Genomic DNA, 20,703 nt, shown 5'->3' on the forward strand with positions numbered 1-20,703 from the left:
TCACTGCAAGACGTGAGAGTATTGCATGAAAGCCTACGTCTACGGCCCTGAAGGCGCGAGGATTTCCGACGTCGCTCAACCAAAGCCCAAAGGCACGCAGGTGCTCGTCCGCGTTCGCGCCTGCGGCCTCAACCGCGCCGACACCGGCATGCGCAAGGGCCACGCCCATGGCGCGGCCGGCGGCGTCGGCACCGTGCTGGGCATGGAATGGGCCGGCGAGGTCGCCGAGCTCGGGCCCGATGCGAAGGGCGTGAAGATCGGCGACCGCATCATGGGATCGGGCGGCGCGGCGTTCGCCGAGTATACGCTGGCCGATCACGGCCGGCTGCTCCACACGCCCTCGAACATGAATTTCGAGGAGGCCGCCACCCTCCCCGTCGCGCTCGCGACCATGCACAACGCCGTCGTCACGATCGGCGGGGTGCAGGCTGGCCAGAGCGTGCTGGTCCAGGGTGCGAGCTCCGGCGTCGGGCTGATGGCAATGCAGATCGCCCGGCTCAAGGGCGCGAAGCTGGTGATCGGCTCGTCCACCGACGCGTATCGCCGCGGCCGGCTGAAGGAGTATGGCGCCGACCTCGCCGTCGACAGCTCCGATCCGAAATGGGTCGACGAGGCGCTGAAGGCGACGAACGGCGAAGGCGTCGACCTCGTCGTCGACCAGGTCTCGGGCAAGGTCGCCAACCAGAACCTCGCCGCGACGAAGATCAAGGGCCGCATCGTCAATGTCGGCCGCCTCGGCGGCACCCATGCCGACTTCAATTTCGACCTGCACGCGGCCCGCCGCATCGACTATGTCGGCGTCACCTTCCGTACCCGTACCATCGAGGAGGTCCGCGAGATCTTTGCCGAGGTCCGCAGGGACATCTGGGGCGCGGTGGAATCGCGCAAGCTGCAACTGCCGATCGACAAGGTGTTCGCGTTCGACGACATCGACAAGGCGTTCGAGCACATGGAAGCGAACAAGCATCTGGGGAAGATCGTGGTGACGGTGCCGTAGGGCGCCGGCAGCGGCCCGGTAGGGTGGGCAAAGCGAAGCGTGCCCACGATCTGCATCCATCGCGGACGAATGGTGGGCACGGCGCTAACGCGCCTTTGCCCTTCCTACGGGGCCGGAGCAAGGCGTAGACCGCTCCTGCAACTCACTAGCGACTACATCCTGTGGATCATCGCTTGATGTCCCACACGGGGCTGCTAAATCCCCGCCCATGACCTTCCAGCACGACAAAACCTCGGTCGCGGCCATCTCGATCTTCGCCAGCGGCGGCATGGCGGCGGCCAAGTTCGCGGTCGGGATCGCGATCGGCTCGCTGGCGCTGATCTCGGAAGCCCTGCATTCCCTGATCGACCTGGTTGCGACCATCATCACCTGGGCGGTGGTGCGGGTGTCCGACAAGCCCGCCGACGAGGAGCACCATTACGGCCACGGCAAGCTGGAAAGCATCTCCGCGCTCGGCGTCACGGCCCTGCTCTACGTGCTGGCCGGGGGCATCCTGGTTGAGGCCTATAGCCGGCTGCGCGAGGGAACCCCGCCGCCGACCATCTCTGCCGTGCCGTTCGTGGTGCTGGTGATCGATATCGCCGTCAATCTCTGGCGCGCCCGCGCCCTGCACCGTGCCGCGCGGGAGACCAGAAGCCAGGCCTTGGCGGCCGACGCGCTGCATTTCGCCTCGGACGTGATGGGCTCCTGCGCCGTGATCGTGGGCCTGATCCTGGCCGGGCTCGGCTTCTGGTGGGGTGACACCGCGGCGGCCGCAGCGGTTGCCGTGATGATCGCAGCGCTCGGCCTGCGAATGGCCGGCTCGACCGTGCAGACGCTGGTCGATCGCGCTCCCGAAGGCGCGCAGGAGAAGGCCAAAGCGGCGATCCGCAGCGTGCCCGGCGTGATCGACGTCGAACGCTTGCGCGTGCGCATGGTCGGAGCGACCACGTTCATCGACACTATCGCGAAGGTGCCGCGGACCTATCCGATCGACCGGGTCGAGGACATCAAGCGCAACGCGCAGGCCGCCGTCGCCAAGGCTTTCGGCGATGCCGACCTTACCTTCGCCGCAGTGCCCGTCGCGCGCGACAACGAGACCGTGCGCGACCGCATCATGGTGATCGCGCGCAATTCCGCCCTCGCCGTCCACCACGTCACGGTGCACGATCTCGGCGTCAAGCTGATCGTCAGCATCGACCTCGAGGTCGATGCCAACATGCAGCTCGAGGCCGCGCACGACATCGCCAACACGCTGGAGCGCAACATCCAGGAGGAGTTCGGCGAGGACGTCGAGGTCGACGTTCACATCGAGCCGCTGGAACCGGAACTTCCGTTCGGGGTCGATGCCACGCCGGACCGGGTGCGGACCATCGCCGCCGCGCTGACGGAATATGCCGCCGGCAGCGAGATCCACGACATCCACAATGTGCGGGTCCGTAACACCGACGCCGGCGAGATCGTCAACTTCCACTGCCGCGCAACGCCGTCGATGAGCGTGATCAAGGTGCACGAGCATGTCGACGCGATCGAGCGTGCGTTGCGGCGCGCGTTCCCGAGCGTGAAGCGCGTCATCAGCCACGCCGAGCCGCCGCGGGCGTGATGAAGAATGCGCGACGAGTCACACGTTCTCGTTTCGGACTCGTTCCACCCGTGCCTTTGCGGACGCGCGACGCACAAACTGCGTGTTGGATAAGAATAATTTCGCGTTAACGATTCGTTGACTCTCGACAGCCCGCGAAAACTGGATTCAAATCGGTGTGATTCGGAAGTGACGTGGGGCTGCTTCCGGAACTCGTTTTTCAGGGGGCCGAAGGCATGTCGCGTGCAGACGCCGCGAACGCGTGCGTCCAATCCGATTCGATCAAGGGATTGGCGCAATCGATCGCGAAACCTGCCTATCATCGGCTGTTGATCGCGGAGCCGGCGCTGCGTCGCGCCGTGCCGACGCTCATCATCGCCTTCCTGATCACGATCTGCCTCGGTGCCTTCGTGCAGGTGGTCGATCAGACGCGCCAGAAGCGGCTGGTGATCCGACACGACATTTCGGCGCTTGCCGACCTGCTCGCCGAGCGCATCGATCGCCTCACCTCGGTTCGCCAGGAGCGGCTCAAGAACATCGAGAGCCTGCCGACGCTGCTGCCCGATCTCATTCCGTCCTGGGCCACGGCCTCGGGCCGCCACGTCATCGTTACCTCCGCCGGCATCGACCGCCGCATCCTCGCCCGCATCCCGGTCGACAGCGACCCGATCGGCAACGACCGCCTGCTCGATGCGATCACGACCGCGCAGCTGGTCGCGGCGCCGCCACGCGACGCCAACGTCTCCGACCTGACGCTGCCGAGCGGCAACGCGGCGATGGCGACCTCGCGGCAGATCAAGTCACTGCCCGGCTTCGTCACCGTGATCCAGGAGCGCAACGAGCCGATCTGGGGCTCGGACGCCGCGCTTTCAGTGACGCTGTCGGCGACCACGGGCTTCGTCGTCCTGATCCTGGGCTTCGCCTTCCACTGGCAGTCGACCCGCGCCCGCGAAGGCGACCTCATCAACGACGCGGTGCGCGGCCGCATCGACACGGCGCTCAACCGCGGCCGCTGCGGGCTGTGGGACTGGGACCTGTCGCGCGGCCGGATCTTCTGGTCGCAGTCGATGTTCTCGATCCTCGGTCTCGACGGCCGTCACGAACTCCTCACCTTCGGAGAGGTCAATGCGCTGGTGAAGTCCGATGACATCGACCTGTTCGCGATCGCCGACCAGCTCATCTCCGAGAAGATCGACCATATCGACCAGACCTTCCGCATGCAGCATGTCGACGGCCACTGGATCTGGCTCCGCGTCCGCTGCGAGAAGACGCGCGGCGCGACCGATTCCAGCGTGCACCTGATCGGAATCGCCGTCGACATCACCGAGCAGAAGAGCCTCGCCGAAAAGACCGTGGAAGCCGACCTCCGCCTGCGCGACGCGATCGAGACCATTCCGGAGGCCTTCGTGCTGTGGGATGCGAGCGACCGCCTGGTGCTCTGCAACTCGCACTTCCAGCGCCTGCACAAGCTGCCCGACAGCGCCGTCATCCCCGGCACCTCCTACGAGACCGTGCTCGAGGTCGGCCGCATGCCGGAGGTGCGCACCCGCCACAACGAGACCGCGGCCCAAGGCCCGGGGGCGCGCACCTTCGAGGCGCAGCTCGACGACGGCAGCTGGCTGCACATCAGCGAGCGCCGCACCAAGGACGGCGGCTACGTCTCGGTCGGCACCGACATCACCCGTATCAAAGAGCACGAGCAGAAGCTGGTCGACAACGATCTGCGCCTGCGCGCCACCGTCATCGACCTCAAGCGCTCGCAGGCCGCGCTGGAGCGCCAGGCGGTCGAGCTCGCCGACCTCGCCGAAAAGTACCAGCGCGAGAAGACCCGCGCCGAGGAAGCCAACCAGACCAAGTCGAAATTCCTCGCCAATATGAGCCACGAGCTGCGCACGCCGCTCAATGCCATCATCGGCTTCTCCGAGATCATGGGGTCGGGCATGTTCGGCGAACTCGGCAGCGAGAAGTACCAGGAATACTGCCAGGACATCCTGACCAGCGGCCATTATCTGCTCGAGGTCATCAACGACATCCTCGACATGTCCAAGATCGAGGCCGGCCGCATGAAGCTCGACATGGAAGAGCTCGACCTCGCGCAGACGCTCGCCGAATCCTTGCGGGTCGTCACCGGCCGTGCGCAGGACAAGCACCTGACGCTCGATGCCGACATCGCGAAATCCATCTCGGTCGTCGCCGACCGCCGCGCCACCAAGCAGATCATCGTCAACCTGCTTTCCAACGCGGTGAAGTTCACGCCCGACGGCGGACGCGTCGTGGTGCGCAGCCGGCAGCTCGACGACAGGATCGTGCTGATGATCGCCGACACCGGCATCGGCATCGCACCGCATTCGCTGGCGCGGCTCGGGCGCCCGTTCGAGCAGGTCGAGAGCCAGCTCACCAAGACCTATCACGGCTCGGGCCTCGGCCTTGCCATCGCCCGCTCACTGGCGCAGCTCCACGGCGGCTCGATGCGCCTGCGCTCGAAGATCGACGTCGGCACCGTCGTGCGCGTGACCCTGCCGCGGGATGCGGTGAAGGCGGGATCGGGGATATCGGCTGCGGCTTAAAACCGCGAGCAACGATCGAGTCAGTTTCGATCTGGGATGCCCTTCTCCCCTTGTCGGAGATGGTGGCGCGAAGCGCCGGATGAGGGGTGTCTATCCACGCGCAATACTTTCGGGAGGAGAGATACCCCTCACCCGTCTCGCCGCTACGCGGCGAGCCACCCTCTCCCACAAGGGGAGAGGGGAAGAAGAGCTCTCGGTTCACTCGGCTCAGCCAAAAGACCTTCCGCTTACGATTGCAGCGTCGGCGCGACTTCGCGCGCGACGTTGACCAGAGCTGCAATCAGTGGCGTCATGGGATCGCGCTGCGGGATCACCAGGCCGATGCTGTAAGTGACTTCGGGGTCGACGATCGGGATCGACCGCACGGTGTCGGACAGGCCGAGTGTCTCGGCGAGCTTGGCCGGCATCACACTCGCCCAGCGCCCGGTCTTGACGTGTGTGAACAGCACCAGCAGCGAATTCGACGTCAGCGTCGGTGTCGCCTCCGCGCCGACCGATCGCAATGCGCGGTCGATGATGCGGCGGTTCTGCATGTCTGGCGTCAAGAGGCACAGCGGCACCTGCCCGACCTCGGTCCAGGTCACCGTCTCGCGATCGCCGAACATCGCGTCCGGCGCGGTGAGCAGGCGATAGCTCTCGTTGTAGAGCGGGATGGTGCGCACCTTGCCGATCGGCTCGTTCTCGATATAGGTCAGCCCCGCATCGACCTCGAGATTTTCCAAGAGCCCCAGCACCTCGGACGAGGTGGTGGACTGGATGCGGAAGCGCACCTCCGGATGCTTGGCACGAAATGGCGTCGTCAGCGCGGCGACCATGCCGAGCACGGTCGGGACCGCCGCGATGCGGATCTCGCCGGAGAGCTGATGCTTCAGCCCGTTGATCTCGTCGCGCATGGCGCGGGCATCGCCCACGATCCGCCGCGCCCAGTCGAGCGCCCGCTCGCCTTCCGGCGTAAATCCCTGAAAGCGCGAGCCGCGTTGGACCAGCATCACGCCGAGAATTTCCTCGAGCTGCTTGAGCCCGGTCGACATCGTCGGTTGCGTCACGCCGCAGGCCTCGGCCGCGCGTCCGAAATGCCGCTCCTTCGCCAGCGCCAGCAATAGTTCAAGCTTGTCGATCAACCGGCCGTCCCCTCGGATTCCATCGTGGCACGCAAGCTAGCACGCCGGGCCTGCACCAACACGCAAAAACCCGCAGCCGACCCAACTTTCATGACCAATCCGTATCGATCGATTGCGGTTGCAAATCGGTCCGAATCCGCAATCGCAGCTTCTGAGCGATGAGCTCGGTCACCGCGCTGAAGCAGGCTATGACCCTTCCAGCAGCGCCCTGAACACGCGCCGCACCTCGCTCTGGGTCTCCTTCACCCGCGCCTCCAGTGAGGAGAAGTCCGGCGCGTCGCCGGCGCGCGCCATGACGCGCTGCAGGTCGGTGCCGGCGGTATCAGGCTTGAAGCGCTCGCTGACGCAGAGACGCAGGATCTGCGTGAGGTCGTGATAGAGCCGCGCCGCGGCCCGCAAAATCTCCGTCTCGGATTGCGCGAGCACGCCGATCCTGCAGGCATTCTCCAGCACCTGCATGGTGCTGACGTCGAGAATCTCGGGCTTGTCGTGCGCGTGCACGAGCTGGAGATACTGCGCGATGAAGTCGATATCGACCATGCCGCCGGCGGCATGCTTGAGATCCCAGCAATCCGCCTCGCCCTTCTCCTGCGCGATCGCGCGCCGCATGTCGGCGACGTCGTTGGCGGTGATGGCAGGATCGCGGCGGCGGGTCAGGACATCGCGGATGACGCGCTCGATCCGTTCCCGGAATTCGGGCGAAGCCGAGACCACGCGCGCACGCGTCAATGCCATGTGCTCCCAGGTCCAGGCTTCGTTCGCCTGGTAGTCCGCGAACGAGACGAGGCTCGAAGCCACCGGACCTGCGCGTCCCGAGGGCCGCAGCCGCATGTCGATCTCGTAGAGCACGCCGTAATTGGTGCGGGTCGTGAAGGCGCTGATCAGGCGCTGGGTGAAACGGGCGAAATAGTGTGCGCCGTGAAGCGATTTCACCCCGTCGGAGTCCGGATGGTCGCCGTCGAAATCATAGAGCAGGATCAGGTCGAGATCGGACGAGGCCGTCATCTCGCGGCTGCCGAGCCGGCCCATCGCGACGATCGCGGTCTCCTGACCCTTGATGCGGCCGTGCTGGGCGGCGAAGCGATCGGCGACGAGACCGTGCACGGTGTGGACGATTCCCTCCGCGACGTCGGCGAAGGCCGTGCTCGCCTGCTGCGCCGAGACGGTGCCGGAGAGGATGCGTGTGCCGATCAGGAACAGGCTCTCCTGCCCGAACAGGCGCAGGCGATCGAGGAACTCCTCGTATGAGCCGGCGTCCTGCACGGTGGTCGCGAGCCGCCCCGACAATTCCTGCCTGTCGGGCATGGCGCCGAAGAAGCGCGGATCGATCAGGCCGTCCATCAGCTGAGGCTGCCGCGCCAGCATGTCGCCGAGCCGCGGCGCGGCTCCCAGCACCAGCGCCACCAGCGCGACGAGATCGCGGTTCTGGCCGAGCAGCGTGATCAGCCGGCCGCCGCGCTGCAGCGCGCCGAGGAAATGATCGAACGAAACGACGGCGCGATCCGACTCTTCGGCATGGGCAAGGCCGTCGATCAAGGCCGGCACGAACTCGACGAAGGCGCTTCGCGTCGCCTCAACGCGGAAGACGCGATAGTCGCCGGTGATCCAGTCGCGCACCGTCTGCGCGACCGCGGCGGGCTTCTTGAAGCCGAGCGTCGCGAGGTGCTGCAGCAGGCGCGGATCATCGGGGCCCGCACCGTAGTCGAGCGCCGGCAGCCTCGCCGTGCCGGTGGGGTCATCGCCCTCGAACAGTTTTTCGTAATGGCCCTGGACGATCTGGAGCTGGCGCAAGAGGTCGCGCGCAAAGGCCTCCCGAGTCCGATAGCCGAAGAACCACGCAAAGCGCTCGACCGCTTGCTTGTCCTCCGGCAGCGTGTGGGTTTGCTCGTCGGCGATCATCTGCAGGCGATGCTCGACACGGCGCAGGAATTCGTAGGCGGTCGCCAGCTCGTCACGCGCCGCCACAGTGATCCAGTTGCTGGCGGCGAGCACGTCAAGCGCCCGCAGTGTCGGCCGCACCCGCAATTCCGGATGGCGGCCGCCGGCAATCAATTGCTGGGTCTGCGCGAAGAATTCGATCTCGCGAATGCCGCCGCGTCCGACCTTGACGTTGTGGCCCTCGACCGCAACCTCGCTCTGGCCGCGATAGGTCTGCATCTGCCGCTTCATGTCGTGTACGTCGGCAAGTGCGGCAAAGTCGAGATGCTTGCGCCAGACGAACGGCCCGATCTCGGCGAGCAATGCCTCACCCGCTTTTGAATCGCCGGCACAGGTCCGCGCCTTGATCATCGCGGCGCGCTCCCAGGTGCGCCCTTCCCGCTCGTAATAGTTCAGCGCGGCGTCCCGCGAGATCGCCACCTGCGTCGAGGACGGGTCGGGCCGCAGCCGCAAATCGACGCGGAAGACGTAACCATCATAGGTGCGCTGCTGCAGGATGCGCGCCATTCCTTGCGTCACGCGGACGAAGAACGGCTGCGGCTCGATATCGGGCGCGAGGGTCGTCGCATCGGGATCGAAGAACACGATGAGATCGATATCGCTGGAATAGTTCAGCTCGCCCGCACCCATCTTGCCCATCGCGAGCACGATCAGCCCGCAGCCCTCTTCGGGTGTCTCGGGATTGGGCGGTGAGAGCTTGCCGCGTGCGGCTTCCTGCCGCAGCAGATATTGCAGCGCCGCCTGCACCGAGGACACCGCGACATCGGTCAGCGCCGCCGTCACCCGCATCACCGGCCAGACACCGCCGATATCGCACAGCGCGATCAGGAGCGCAGCCTCAGCCTTCATGCGGCGGAGCAGCCGCATCACCTCGGCCTCCTCCGAAGCCGCGAGCACCGCGCTGCGCGCCTCCGCGATCAGCGCCGTCAGATGCGCATCCGGATCGCATTCGAGCAGCCGGATCAGGCGCAAGGCATCGGCGCGCACCAGTTCGAACAGATAGGGCGAGAATTCCGCAATCCCGGTCAGGATCTCGCGGGCGAAGGGATGGCCGAGATGCGTTTCGAGACGGGCCGATTGTGCCGGCTCGAGCTCGGCCAGCCAGCTTTCGAAACGGGGTTCATCGGTTGCGGAAGCGGCAATATGGGGAGCCTCCGCGAAGCGTGCGGCCAGCCTCTCACCATGCTTGTCCGCGTTTCCCGGCGCGGAGTGGTTCATGCCACCTTCTGTGGCACATCCGGTGTTGGCGGAGCAACCCTGTCGCCGGCGCCCGCGCGCGCCGGCAGCACGAGCGTGGCGACGAGGCCGGGATGGGCATCGCCCAAGCGCAATTCGCCGCCGTGCAACGTCGCCACCGCCGAGGCGAGGCTGAGGCCGAGGCCCGAGCCCGGCAGCGTGCGGCTGGCCTCCAGCCGCACGAATCGCTCGATGACGTGCTTGCGGTCGGCTTCGGGGATGCCGGGGCCGCGATCGGTGACGCTGAGCAGCACCTGGTCGCCCTCGCGCCTCGCCTCGATCGTGATTTGCCTCGCGTCCATGCTGACCACGGTTCCCGCCGGCTGTGCCGCGGGCTGGCCGTATTTGATCGCGTTCTCGACAAGATTGGCGAGCGCCTGGCTGATCAGCTCGCGATTGGCATGAACCGGCGTCGGCTCGCACTTGACCTTCAGGGTCATGCCGTCGTCCTCGGCGAGCGGCTCGTAGAGCTCGTGGATGCCCTCCGCGACCTCTGCGGCGTCGAAGTCGTCCATGTTGCCGCGCGCCTGTCCGGATTCCGCGCGCGCGATCATCAGCAGCGCGTTGAAGGTCCGGATCAGCCCGTCGGACTCCTCGATGGTCCGCTCCAGCGCGGCGCGATAATCCGCCTCGCAGCCCGATCTCGCCAGCGCCTCCTCGGCGCGATTGCGCAGCCGTGTCAGCGGCGTCTTGAGGTCGTGGGCGATGTTGTCGGAAACCTCCTTCAGTCCCGCCATCAGCGCCTCGATCCGCTCCAGCATGGCGTTGAGGTTCTCGGCGAGGCGATCGATCTCGTCGCCGCTGCGCCCCACCGGCAGGCGCTCGCTGAGATCGCCGGTCATGATCCGCTGCGCCGTGCCGGTCATCGCGTCGATGCGCCTCAGCACCCGCCGCGCGACGAAGATGCCGCCGCCGAGGCCGAGCACGACGACGATCAGGACCGAAAATTGCGCCGCCTTGGCGACGATGCCGAACAGGCGCCGCCGCTCGGCGAGGTCGCGGCCGATCAGAAGCCGGAAGCCGTTCTCCAATTCGGTGACACGAACCAGCGCGCGATGATCGCGGTCATCGCTGTCCTCGATCCGCCGGTAGGCCGTCTCCGACCAGCCGCGCGTCGCCATAACGCCCGGCGCCAGCGAGCCGACATTGCCGGCGATCGCCTGGCCCGTCGGCGTGGTCACGAGATAGAGATTGGCGCCTGGCCGCAGCGCCCGATACTCGATCGTGCGCACGAGACCGACTAGGCCGCGGCGGTCGTAGATCTCGTTGATCTCCGAGGTCTCGGCATTGACGGTCTGCGTGATCTCCTCGGTGATCAGCCGCCGCGTATTCCAGGCGAAATAGGCCAGCAGCGAGGCCGCGAACATCGCGAACAGCAGCAGATAGACCAGCGTCAGCCGGAACGCCGTGGTGCGGACGAGTTTACCGAATGCCGTCACGGATCATGTACCCAGTTTCAACCACGCGCCTGCATCACGAGCATCGACACTCACGTATTTCGCTTTGTTTACAATGACATAGCCTATAGATTGTCGCACCTGCGCCTAGGTCCCTTGTGGAACGAGCAACGCGAAAGGCATTCGTGACCACACGTGATAGGCGCACGCGGAACGTTAAAGGGGCACTCGATCGGAACCAAGTTAAATCCCCGCAAGCTCGGGCCATGCGGACACTGGACGGAGCCTGCGGGAGCAGTGATCCGCTGTGGGCCTCCCCTTCCGACCACGCTGAGGAACATCAGCCGTTACGGGCGGACGTCCTTGTCGAGGGCATCGCGCCATTGCGGTCAAACCCGCCGGCCTCCCTCACACTTCCAGCCATTGCGCGCGAACGTCGCTGTTTGATTTCAGTTGCTCGGGCGTACCTTCGAAGACCACACGACCGTGCCCCATGACGTAGACGCGGTTAGAGATCTTCATCGCAATCGACAGCTTCTGCTCGACGAGCAAAATTGCGACGCCGGCCTGCGCAATGCGGGCGATGAGATCGCCGACCTGCTGCACGATCAAGGGCGCAAGACCTTCGGTCGGCTCGTCGATCATGATGAGATCGGGGTCGCCCATCAGGGTCCGGCACGTCGTGAGCATCTGCTTCTCGCCGCCTGACAGCACCCCCGCAGGCGTATCTGCCCGCGCGGCAAGATTCGGAAACATGTCGAGCATGTCCTGAAGCTGCCATTTGCCGGGACGCCGCGTATCCTTGATGCCGAGGAGCAGATTCTGGCGGACCGTCAGCCCCGGAAAGATGTCCCGATGCTCCGGCACATAGCCGAGACCGAGGCGCGCGATCCTGTAGCTCGGCAGCCCCGCGATGTCCTTGCCTTTGAAGCGGATCGTGCCTTGCGGCGCAACCTCGCCCATGATCGCCTTGACAGTGGTCGAACGTCCGACGCCGTTGCGGCCGAGCAGGCTGACGACCTCGCCTGCCGCAACGTCGAGATCGACGCCCTGGAGAATGTGGCTCTTGCCGTAATAGGCGTGCAGGTCCCTGACCTCCAGCATCAGTGCGCCTCCTCGCCGAGATAGGCTTCCTTAACTTTCGGGTCCCGCCTGATCTCCTCCGGCGTGCCGGAAGCAATGATGTGGCCGTAGACCAGCACGGAAATGCGGTCGGCCAGGCCGAACACAACGCTCATGTCGTGTTCGACGATGACCAGGGTCTTGCCCTCGGTCAGGCGCCGGATCAGCGACACCGCGCGGTCGGTCTCGGCGTGGCTCATGCCCGCCGTCGGTTCGTCCAGCAGCACGACGGTCGCGCCGCTGGCGATGGTGATGCCGATCTCGAGTTCGCGCTGCTCCGCGTAGGTCAACAAGCCGGCCGGAACATCGCGCCGATGCGTCAGATGGATGTCGTCGAGGATTTGCGCCGTGCGCTCGCGCACCTCCGGCAGGCTATCGACGTTCTTCCAGAAGGCGTAACGGTGCCCCGTCGCCCACAGCACGGCACAGCGGACGTTCTCCCAGACCGACATGCGCGCGAATACGTTGGTGACCTGGAACGACCGCGACAGGCCGCGCCGGTTGATCTCGAACGGCCTGAGGCCGGAGATCACATCGCCGTTCAGTCTCACCTCGCCCGAGGTCGGCTTGATGTGGCCACTGATGAGATTGAACGTCGTCGATTTCCCGGCACCGTTCGGACCGATGATGGCGTGACGCTCACCTTGCGCGACGCTGAGATTGAGATCGCGGATGATGCCGACATTGCCAAAGCGCTTCTCAACGGCGCGGACTTCGATCGCTGCCGTCATGCCAAGTACCCCCGATCGCGCGCGACCGTCGCCGCGCGGTCCCATGCCTCGGCGACGCGCCGCCAGCTCAGGCGCGCGACGAAGAAGCCGCCGATGAGGAGGACCGCCGCGCTCGCCCACGTCAGCGGCGACGCCGGACTGAAGGCAACGCCGAACAGGTTGATCGGATTGCCCTGACCGCTATGCGTGCGCGAGATCGATTCGATCGTCAGGATCACACCGCAAGCCAGTGCCAAGGTCGGCACCGCCGCGATCAGATAGGAAGGGATCACCGTCGGCAGAGTTCCGGCGCGAACCAGCGGCCGGTGCATCATGACCAGCCCGGCGATGCCGCCGGGGGACAGCATCACGATGCCGATGAAGATAATGCCGAAATAGAGCTGCCACACGCCGGTGACGCTGGTCAGCCCGAGCTGAAGATAGGTCACGAGGATTGCACCCAGGATGGGTCCGAAGAAGTACGCGACGCCGCCAATGAAGGTCGAGAACAGCACGAGGCCGGATTGGATCGCGCCGAGATAGGCGGCGTTGGCGATCTCGAAGTTGATCGCGGCCAGGCCCCCTGCCACGCCAGCGAAGAAGCCGGCAAAACAGAAGGCGATGTAGCGCACCACGTGCGGATCATAACCGATGAACTGGACGCGCTCGGGGTTGTCCCGCACCGCATTGCTGATTCGCCCCAGCGGGGTCCGCGTCAGCGCATACATCGCGACGGCCGAGATCACCAGCCAGAACGCGATGAGGTAATAGACCTGAAGCTGCGGGCCGAAACTCAAGCCGAAGATCTTCGGCAAAGCCGTGCGGTCGGTCGATATTCCGGACTCGCCGCCGAACACCGAACGCAGGATCAGCGAGGACGACGCCACCAGTTCGGCAATGCCGAGCGAGATCATCGAGAACACGGTACCAGCCCGCTTGGTCATCAGCCAGCCGATGATGATCGCGAAAACGAGGCCGCCGAGTCCACCGAACAGCGGTATGAACGGCAGCGGGATTGGCCAGCCGTGCGAGACCACTGCATTCATCATGTGGCACGCTGCGAAGCCGCCGAGGCCGTAATGCACCGCATGGCCGAACGACAAGAGGCCGGTCTGGCCGAGCAGGATGTTGTAGGACAGCGCGAACACGATCGCGATGCCGATCAGGCTGAAGGACGTCAGCGAGCCGCCGGAGGAGAAGATCAGCGGCAGCACGATCAGCACGGCGATGCCGGCAAGCCATATGCCGTAGAAGCGCAGGCCGTCGCCGGCCGGCTTCCCTGCGATTGTCGATGTCGGCGTCGATGTCGTTTTGGCGTTCATGTCTCGCGCGTCCCCATCAGGCCCATGGGGCGTACGATCAGAATGATCACCAGCAGCAGGTAGGGTACGATCGGCGCCACCTGGGCAATGGTGACGTTCCAGATGTCGGTGAGCACGGACGGCCCTGCCGACGGATCGAGCGGACCGAAGGCGCTCGCCAACGAACCGTTCAGCGCCACCGCGAAGGTCTGTATCAGGCCGATCACCAGCGAGGCGATGAAGGCGCCCGGCAAGGAGCCGAGGCCGCCAAACACGATGACGACGAACAGGATCGGTCCCAGCGCCGCGGCCATGTCGGACTGCGTCACCAGCGCCGGACCGGCGATCACGCCGGCAATTCCCGCCAGCGCGCTGCCGACGCCGAACACCAGCATGAATATGCGTCCGACATTGTGACCGAGATGCCCCACCATATGGGGATGCGTCAGCGCGGCCTGAACGATCAGGCCCACCCTGGTGCGCTTGAGCACCATCAGCAACACGATGAATATCAGGATCGACACAGCCAGCATGAAAATCTTGTAGGCGGGATAATTCGTCGAGAAGATCGTGAAGGCCGGAAAGTCGAGCAGCGCCGGCACGCGGTAATCGACGGGGCTCCTGCCCCACATCATCGCCACGATTTCTTCGATCGCGAACGCAAGACCGAAGGTCAGGAGCAACTCCGCCACATGGCCGTGCTTGTGCGTATTGCGCAGGCCGTAGCGCTCGACCGCCATGCCGATCGCGCCGACCAGCAGCGGAGCCAGCAGCAGGGCCGGCCAGAAGCCAATCCATTTGGTGAGCTGGAAACCGAAGAAGGCGCCGAGCATGTAAAAGCTGGCATGGGCGAAGTTGAGCACGCCCATCATGCTGAAGATGACGGTCAGGCCGCTCGACAGCAGGAACAGCAGCATGCCGAACAGCAGACCGTTCAGCGTCGATATAACGATCAGTTCAAGCACAGTAATCACACCTCTGGCCGGGACAGAAACGGCCCCGGCGAAGTCGGTCCGGATGCGAGCAGCAACCTTCCCGCGAGCCGCTGTCGGCTGCGGGAAGGCAAAGCTATTCCAGGCTTACGGCCGGGTCATCTTGCAGGTTGTGGGAACCATCGTCTTGGATGTGTCGATCTTAGAAACCAGATGCCATCCCCAGCCGGTGCCTTCCTCGTCGAACGGCTCGTCTGCAGCGAGCTTGCCGAAGGAGGAGATGTAGATCGGCTGGAAGAACTGGTGATCGTCCTTGCGCATGACGCCCTCACCGCCATCCAGCACCTCGAACTTGAGATCCTCGAGGGCAGCCGCGACCTTCACCGGGTCGAGCGAGTTGGCCTTCTCGGCCGCGGCCTTGAACATGCGCATCTCGTTGACGGCGCGCGGATACCAAAGCGACATGTTGACCTTGGCACGGAAGGTCTTTTCGAAGTCCATCGCCGGCTGGTGGCCGGAATTGGCAAAGCCCTCGGTGATCTGGAAGACCTGATGGTCGAGACCGGTCTGCTTGATTGCGGTCGGACCACCAGCGCCGCCGGCATAGTAGGTGTACCAATTGACCTTCAGGCCGGCGTCCGCCGCGGCTTTGAGCAGCAGTGCGATGTCCTGGCCCCAGTTGCCGGTCACGACGCTATCGGCGCCCGAAGCCTTGATCTTGGCGATATAAGGCGAGAAGTCGGTGATCTTCAACAGCGGATGCAGTTCGTCACCGACGATTTGGATGTCGGGCCGCTTGGCGCCCAGCATCTTGCGCGCATCCGCACGCACCGACTGGCCGAAGGAGTAGTCCTGGTTGATCAGGTACACCTTCTTGATCGCGGGGACATCCTTCATGTAGCTGGTGAGCGCTTCCATCTTGATGTCGGAGCTCGCATCCCAGCGAAAATGCCAGTAGCTGCACTTTTCGTTGGTCAGGCTCGGATCTACGGCGGCATAGTTGAAGTAGAGCACTTCCTTGCCGGGATTGCGCGTGTTGTTCTTGGTAACGAAGTCGGACAGCGCTGCGGCGACCGACGAGCCGTTGCCTTGCGTGATGAAGCGGGCGCCGGCATCGATGGCCTTCTGCGCCTGCACCAGGCTTTCCTGCGGGTTGGTCTTGTTGTCGAGAGGCAGAATCTCGATCTTGCGGCCCAATATGCCGCCCTTGGCGTTGATCTCGTCAGCCAGATACTGGAACGTCTTCAAGCCGCCTTCACCGATGCTGGCGCCACCGCCGGACAGCGGATCGATGTAGCCGAACTTGATTGTTTCCTGCGCGAATGCCGCTCCTCCGAGCATCGTCAGCGCTGCCGCCGCAGCAATTGCGAGCTTGTGCATCCTGGCCTTCTCCCTTTTGTATGTTCTTGTCCTTGGCGATCGAAGCTGACTCACAACGTCGGTCGCGCCCACTCTTCGCTACTCCAATATTGAATACTGTGTAAAGTTTTGGTGCAAGAAATAATTGCGGCCTCAACGTGAAGATTGCCGCGCGCCGTCCGGAATATTGAATTCACAGGCAACTTTTGGGATCAAAGCCGCGCTCAATCTGCGGCTGACATCAAGTCCGAACGGGAAAGGATGAAGAGCGCGATCAGGGTCTCAGATTGGTTGCTTTATACCACTCCCCGACGGGGCTTGAGCCCCAAAAGGAACAGCCGCGAAAAATAATCGGCAATCTGCATCGGAGACCAGCTCCGCTCGTCCCTGAACCAGATCGGGTACCAGTGGCCCATTCCAGTCAGAACGCGTTCGGCGAAGTAAGTGTCGACGCTGCGGAAGTATCCCTCGTCGATCCAACACTGGTGGTTTCTCTGGTCCTGCTGGATCGTTGCGAGCACCTGCCTGACATAGTGCTTGCGGTCAACGTCGTTGAGATAGTTGATGTTGTGGTAGGTCGCCTTCGGGCCGCAAGGGGTATCGTGCAGCATCAACAACAGGCGGACTCTCTGGACGACGTAATCGAACGCCCCGAGCCTCAGGTCCTGCAAATATTCTCGAATCCCGATCTCACCGGCCAGACCTCTTCGCAGGCAAGCCAGCAAGAGGCGCTCCTTCTCGCTGAAATGATAATAGATGCCGGCGCGGGTCATGCCTGCCTCCGCCGCGATGCTCTCGAGCGACGTACCGGACGCGCCCCTTCGATTGAAACTGTCCGAAGCAATCGAGAGCATCCTGTCCAGCTTCGCGGCGCGCTTGTTCAATTTCGAGCGGGACTGGAGAAATGGTGCCAGGCTCGGCGCTTCAGGCATGTCCGGTAAGGCAATCTCACGCCGATACACCCCATGCGTGATGATGTCGTCAATGGCATCAATCGCCTGCTGGCGCGAATAATAGTCGCGCTCGGAGAACCAGAACGGAACCCAATCCAGGATGGAGATGAGGGCGACGGCCGTAAGGAGCGGCTCCTCGCAGGCAATCGAGCCGTCGGCAATGCCACGCTTCAGAAAGTCGGCGAGCAGCGCGGCATTCTGCCAGCGCCTGGCATGCACGTCTTTGCTGTAAGACGCAGCCAGTGCATCGATGTCGGAGAACAGGATCATGCGCTGGCCTTCAGGCCGCAGCCGGGCTCTTATGAAGCGCCTGACGATTTCGAGCCCGTCTATCCCGGGTTCGGCCGCCGTCTCGATTTCGTGCCTGTAGATCGCAAGACCGCGCAGGTAGCAGTGAAAGATCAGGTCTTCCTTGTCGCGGAAGTAGTGGTACAGCGCTCCCGGCACCGATCGAACCGATGCTGCGACCTGCTCCATCGTCACATTCGCATAGCTATGGCGGGCAAACAGCTTGGAAGCCGATACGAGGATCTCTTCAGCTCGGTCGGACGGGAAGGCGGCGACTTGCAAGCTTGAATATCCTTCCTGATCGTGGACGGATTCACCCCGGTGAAACGTCCACTACCACACGTCGGATATTCTTGCCATCGGACGAGGCGTTAGGCCAGTATCGCCCGCAACCCTCGGACGGCGGTGCAAATGAAGACGCAGCCGATGATTGCAGGCGCGCCGTAGATCGACGCCGAACGCCCTATCTCATGCCGTCACGGATCATGTATCCGGCGCCGCGGATCGTGTGCAGCAGCGGGCGCTCGAAGCCCTTGTCGATCTTGGAGCGCAGCCGCGAGATGTGCACGTCGATGACGTTGGTCTGCGGATCGAAATGATAGTCCCAGACATTCTCCAGCAGCATGGTCCGCGTCACCACCTGGCCGGCGTGCTTCATGAGGTATTCGAGCAAGCGAAATTCGCGCGGCTGCAGCGTCAGCTCGTCCTTGCCGCGGGCGACGCGATGCGAGAGCCGGTCGAGCTCGAGATCGCCGACGCGATAAAGCGTCTCCTCGGCGGGACCGCCGCGGCGGCGCGACAGCACTTCGACGCGGGCCAGCAGCTCGGCGAAGGAATAGGGTTTCGGCAGATAATCGTCGCCGCCGGCGCGCAGACCCTTGATGCGGTCATCGACCTGCCCGAGCGCGGAGAGAATCAGCACCGGCGTCGTATTGCCCTTGTCGCGCAATGCGCCGATCAGCGACAGCCCGTCGCGCTTCGGCAGCATGCGGTCGACCACCAGCACGTCGTATTCGCCGTTCTCTGCCATGGCGAGGCCTTCCTCGCCGTCGGCGGCGTGGTCGGCGATGTGTCCGACTTCGCGAAACGCCTTGGCGAGGTAATCGGCGGATTCACGGTCGTCTTCGATGATGAGGAGGCGCATCGTGCGTTCGGCGGCGGTCAAGGAGGTCAACCTTCTCTAAACATGGCGCGAGCGGCGACCGCATGCAAGCCGAGCAGGAGAGGCTCGAAGCGGGGAAAAAGGCGGGCGGTGAAGCTGGGGGGACCTCACCGCCCTAGGCCTTCCGACGGAGGGGGGCGTAATTCCACCGGAAGGTAGATGAGGGAAGCCAGCGTTGCGCTGCTTCCCCGAAGGGCACCGGCGGCGGGGGCGACTGATGCCGGCGGTACCCTTCATCTCGTGGGCCTCCTGAAGGCCTCAGCCCTTGGCGATGGGCACCGCGACGAAGCGCGACTGGCCGCCGCTCTTCACGCGCATCAGGACGCTGTTCTTGTTGTCGGTCCGCGCCGCATTGATGGCGTCGCGGACTTCGCCGGCGGTCGCCACGCTCTTGCCGCCGACCTCGAGGATCACGTCGCCTTCCTTGAAGCCGCGTTCGGCCGCCGCGCTCTTCGGATCGACCTCGGTGACCACGACGCCTTCCTTGCCGGCACCGGCCACGGAATTGGCCGGCGCAACGGTCATGCCGAGCTTCGGCACGTCGGTGCCCTTGCTGGCGCCCTTGCCGCTGTCCTTGTCGGTATCGGCCTTGGCCTCGACCGTATTCGGCAACTGGCCGAGGGTGAGATTGACGATCTTGTCCTGGCCCTTGTGCAGCACGTTGAGCTTCACGGACGCGCCGGGCGCCATGCCGCCGATCGTGCGGGCGAGCTCGCGGGCATCCTTGACGGGGTCGCCGTTGACCGCGGTGATCACGTCGCCGGACTCGATACCGGCCTTTGCCGCCGGACCGTTGGCCTGCGGTTCCGCCACCAGCGCACCTTCGGCCTTCTTCATGCCGAGGCTGTCGGCGATGTCGGAGGTGACGGGCTGGATCTGGACGCCGATCCAGCCGCGGCTGACCGAGCCCTTGTCCTTGAGCTGCGCAACCACGCTCTTGACGGTGTTGGCCGGGATCGAGAACGCGATGCCGACGCTGCCGCCGGAGGGCGAGTAGATCGCGGTGTTGACGCCCATCACCTCGCCGTTGGTGTCGAAGGCCGGACCGCCGGAATTACCCTTGTTCACGGGCGCGTCGATCTGGATGAAATCGTCATACGGGCCGTTGCCGATGTCGCGGCCGCTCGCCGAGACGATGCCCGCGGTCACGGTGCCGCCGAGACCGAAGGGATTGCCGACCGCGAGCACCCAGTCGCCGATCCGCGGTTTGCTGTCGGCGAGCTTGGCGAACGGGAAGTTCGTGCTGCCTTCGACCTTGATCAGCGCGAGGTCGGTGCGCTGGTCGGTGCCGATCACCTTGGCGGTGTAGGTCTTGCCGTCGTCGGTGGTAACCTCGACCTTGTCGGCGCCATCGACCACGTGGTTGTTGGTCACGGCATAGCCGTCAGCCGAGATGAAGAAGCCGGAGCCCTGCCCCTGCACGACGCGGCCACGGCCGCCCTTCAGGCCGGGGGGCAAACCATCCGGACCACCGAAGCGGCGGAAGAAGCGCTCCATCGGCGAGCCCGGCTGGAACGGCGAGGAGGAATCGTCGCCGTCGTCATTGCTGGCGGTCTTCTCCTTCATGTTGACCTTGACCGAGATCACCGAAGGCTTCACGCGCTCGACGACGTCGGCGAATCCGACCGGACGCTCGACCTTGCGGACCTCGTTGTTGACCTGCGCATGCGCCGGGCTGGAGAACAGGTCGGCCGGCGAGGTCGACGGGCTGAAGCCATAGACGGCCGCGCCGAGACCGGCGACGACGGAAGCCATCAACGCGAGCTTGCGCGCGGAAAACACCGACCGGCGCGGCTGCCGGTAGGACGGGAGGTTCGAAAGGTCGATACGATCGTTCATGCGGAAATCTCCAGAGCCCTGAATTCCTGTTGGTGCCGGATGCCGGCACCTTGCGGACCTGAACATGGGGACTCCCGCCTTACCGCGCGCTGGCGGCGGGGTTAAACTTTCGTAATGATGTGTCGAGGCGGATGCGGCAGTTTAGCACAGGCCAAAAATCGTGGCCTTACAGGAACTTAATCGAGTTCCCCGACAAAGCGGCAGGCGCGAATTCTGGCCC

14 protein-coding genes are annotated in these 20,703 nt (G+C 64.6%); 3 read left to right on the plus strand and 11 right to left on the minus strand.

Annotated features, from left to right (window positions below):
- The first annotated feature begins 25 nt into the window (after positions 1-25).
- The 3 genes from I6F33_RS20790 to I6F33_RS20800 all read left to right on the plus strand — a co-directional run bounded on the left by I6F33_RS20790 (position 26) and on the right by I6F33_RS20800 (position 5,125).
- Positions 26-997 carry a zinc-binding dehydrogenase gene (locus I6F33_RS20790; RefSeq protein WP_225144021.1) on the plus strand — a complete coding sequence of 324 codons (972 nt, stop codon included), beginning with the start codon at positions 26-28 and terminating at the stop codon, positions 995-997.
- Positions 998-1,205: 208 nt separating this feature from the next.
- Positions 1,206-2,579, plus strand: coding sequence for a cation-efflux pump (locus tag I6F33_RS20795; RefSeq protein WP_225144022.1), 1,374 nt, complete (start codon positions 1,206-1,208; stop codon positions 2,577-2,579).
- 215 nt (positions 2,580-2,794) lie between these two features.
- Positions 2,795-5,125 carry a PAS domain-containing sensor histidine kinase gene (locus I6F33_RS20800; protein ID WP_225144023.1) on the plus strand — a complete coding sequence of 777 codons (2,331 nt, stop codon included), beginning with the start codon at positions 2,795-2,797 and terminating at the stop codon, positions 5,123-5,125.
- Between the two features lie 227 nt (positions 5,126-5,352).
- Here the strand turns inward: I6F33_RS20800 and I6F33_RS20805 are convergent, their stop codons facing one another.
- The 11 genes from I6F33_RS20805 to I6F33_RS20855 form a co-directional block, all read right to left on the minus strand.
- Entirely contained in the window at positions 5,353-6,246 is an 894-nt protein-coding gene (locus tag I6F33_RS20805) for a LysR family transcriptional regulator (RefSeq protein WP_057027218.1), read from the minus strand.
- A 186-nt stretch (positions 6,247-6,432) separates the two neighbouring features.
- On the minus strand, positions 6,433-9,402 hold the full coding sequence (locus I6F33_RS20810) for a bifunctional [glutamine synthetase] adenylyltransferase/[glutamine synthetase]-adenylyl-L-tyrosine phosphorylase (protein ID WP_225144024.1): 2,970 nt from the start codon (positions 9,400-9,402) through the stop codon (positions 6,433-6,435).
- Positions 9,399-10,859 carry an ATP-binding protein gene (locus I6F33_RS20815; protein ID WP_036023279.1) on the minus strand — a complete coding sequence of 487 codons (1,461 nt, stop codon included), beginning with the start codon at positions 10,857-10,859 and terminating at the stop codon, positions 9,399-9,401. Before I6F33_RS20815 ends, I6F33_RS20810 begins: the two co-directional genes overlap by 4 nt.
- Positions 10,860-11,225: 366 nt before the next feature.
- Positions 11,226-11,921 (minus strand): ABC transporter ATP-binding protein, encoded by a 696-nt coding sequence (locus I6F33_RS20820; protein ID WP_036005758.1) that lies wholly within the window; start codon positions 11,919-11,921, stop codon positions 11,226-11,228.
- The gene (locus I6F33_RS20825) at positions 11,921-12,670 is read right to left on the minus strand and encodes an ABC transporter ATP-binding protein (protein WP_036005761.1); all 750 of its coding nucleotides are present in this window, start codon (positions 12,668-12,670) and stop codon (positions 11,921-11,923) included. The genes I6F33_RS20820 and I6F33_RS20825 overlap by 1 nt, the downstream gene beginning before the upstream one ends.
- Positions 12,667-13,971, minus strand: coding sequence for a branched-chain amino acid ABC transporter permease (locus tag I6F33_RS20830; protein WP_036023278.1), 1,305 nt, complete (start codon positions 13,969-13,971; stop codon positions 12,667-12,669). The genes I6F33_RS20825 and I6F33_RS20830 overlap by 4 nt, the downstream gene beginning before the upstream one ends.
- The gene (locus I6F33_RS20835) at positions 13,968-14,915 is read right to left on the minus strand and encodes a branched-chain amino acid ABC transporter permease (RefSeq protein WP_036005767.1); all 948 of its coding nucleotides are present in this window, start codon (positions 14,913-14,915) and stop codon (positions 13,968-13,970) included. The genes I6F33_RS20830 and I6F33_RS20835 overlap by 4 nt, the downstream gene beginning before the upstream one ends.
- Positions 14,916-15,029: 114 nt before the next feature.
- Positions 15,030-16,262: a branched-chain amino acid ABC transporter substrate-binding protein gene (locus tag I6F33_RS20840; RefSeq protein WP_036005770.1), complete on the minus strand. Its 1,233-nt coding sequence runs from the start codon at positions 16,260-16,262 to the stop codon at positions 15,030-15,032.
- A 275-nt stretch (positions 16,263-16,537) separates the two neighbouring features.
- Positions 16,538-17,764, minus strand: a complete 1,227-nt coding sequence (locus I6F33_RS20845) for a TetR family transcriptional regulator (RefSeq protein WP_082641338.1) — start codon at positions 17,762-17,764, stop codon at positions 16,538-16,540.
- Positions 17,765-17,945: 181 nt separating this feature from the next.
- The gene (locus I6F33_RS20850; protein WP_036023302.1) at positions 17,946-18,626 is read right to left on the minus strand and encodes a response regulator transcription factor; all 681 of its coding nucleotides are present in this window, start codon (positions 18,624-18,626) and stop codon (positions 17,946-17,948) included.
- Between the two features lie 276 nt (positions 18,627-18,902).
- Positions 18,903-20,483, minus strand: coding sequence for a Do family serine endopeptidase (locus I6F33_RS20855; protein WP_036035199.1), 1,581 nt, complete (start codon positions 20,481-20,483; stop codon positions 18,903-18,905).
- Positions 20,484-20,703 lie beyond the last annotated feature (220 nt).

This window comes from Bradyrhizobium sp. BRP20 (assembly GCF_020194215.1).
Classification (GTDB): domain Bacteria; phylum Pseudomonadota; class Alphaproteobacteria; order Rhizobiales; family Xanthobacteraceae; genus Bradyrhizobium; species Bradyrhizobium yuanmingense.

Bases quoted from the DNA above. Each gene is read 5' to 3' on its own strand.
- I6F33_RS20790 (WP_225144021.1), top strand. From the start codon at position 26: ATGAAAGCCTACGTCTACGGCCCTGAAGGCGCGAGGATTTCCGACGTC.
- I6F33_RS20795 (WP_225144022.1), top strand. From the start codon at position 1,206: ATGACCTTCCAGCACGACAAAACCTCGGTCGCGGCCATCTCGATCTTC.
- I6F33_RS20800 (WP_225144023.1), top strand. From the start codon at position 2,795: ATGTCGCGTGCAGACGCCGCGAACGCGTGCGTCCAATCCGATTCGATC.
- I6F33_RS20810 (WP_225144024.1), bottom strand. From the start codon at position 9,402: ATGAACCACTCCGCGCCGGGAAACGCGGACAAGCATGGTGAGAGGCTG.
- I6F33_RS20820 (WP_036005758.1), bottom strand. From the start codon at position 11,921: ATGCTGGAGGTCAGGGACCTGCACGCCTATTACGGCAAGAGCCACATT.
- I6F33_RS20825 (WP_036005761.1), bottom strand. From the start codon at position 12,670: ATGACGGCAGCGATCGAAGTCCGCGCCGTTGAGAAGCGCTTTGGCAAT.
- I6F33_RS20830 (WP_036023278.1), bottom strand. From the start codon at position 13,971: ATGAACGCCAAAACGACATCGACGCCGACATCGACAATCGCAGGGAAG.
- I6F33_RS20840 (WP_036005770.1), bottom strand. From the start codon at position 16,262: ATGCACAAGCTCGCAATTGCTGCGGCGGCAGCGCTGACGATGCTCGGA.
- I6F33_RS20850 (WP_036023302.1), bottom strand. From the start codon at position 18,626: ATGCGCCTCCTCATCATCGAAGACGACCGTGAATCCGCCGATTACCTC.
- I6F33_RS20855 (WP_036035199.1), bottom strand. From the start codon at position 20,483: ATGAACGATCGTATCGACCTTTCGAACCTCCCGTCCTACCGGCAGCCG.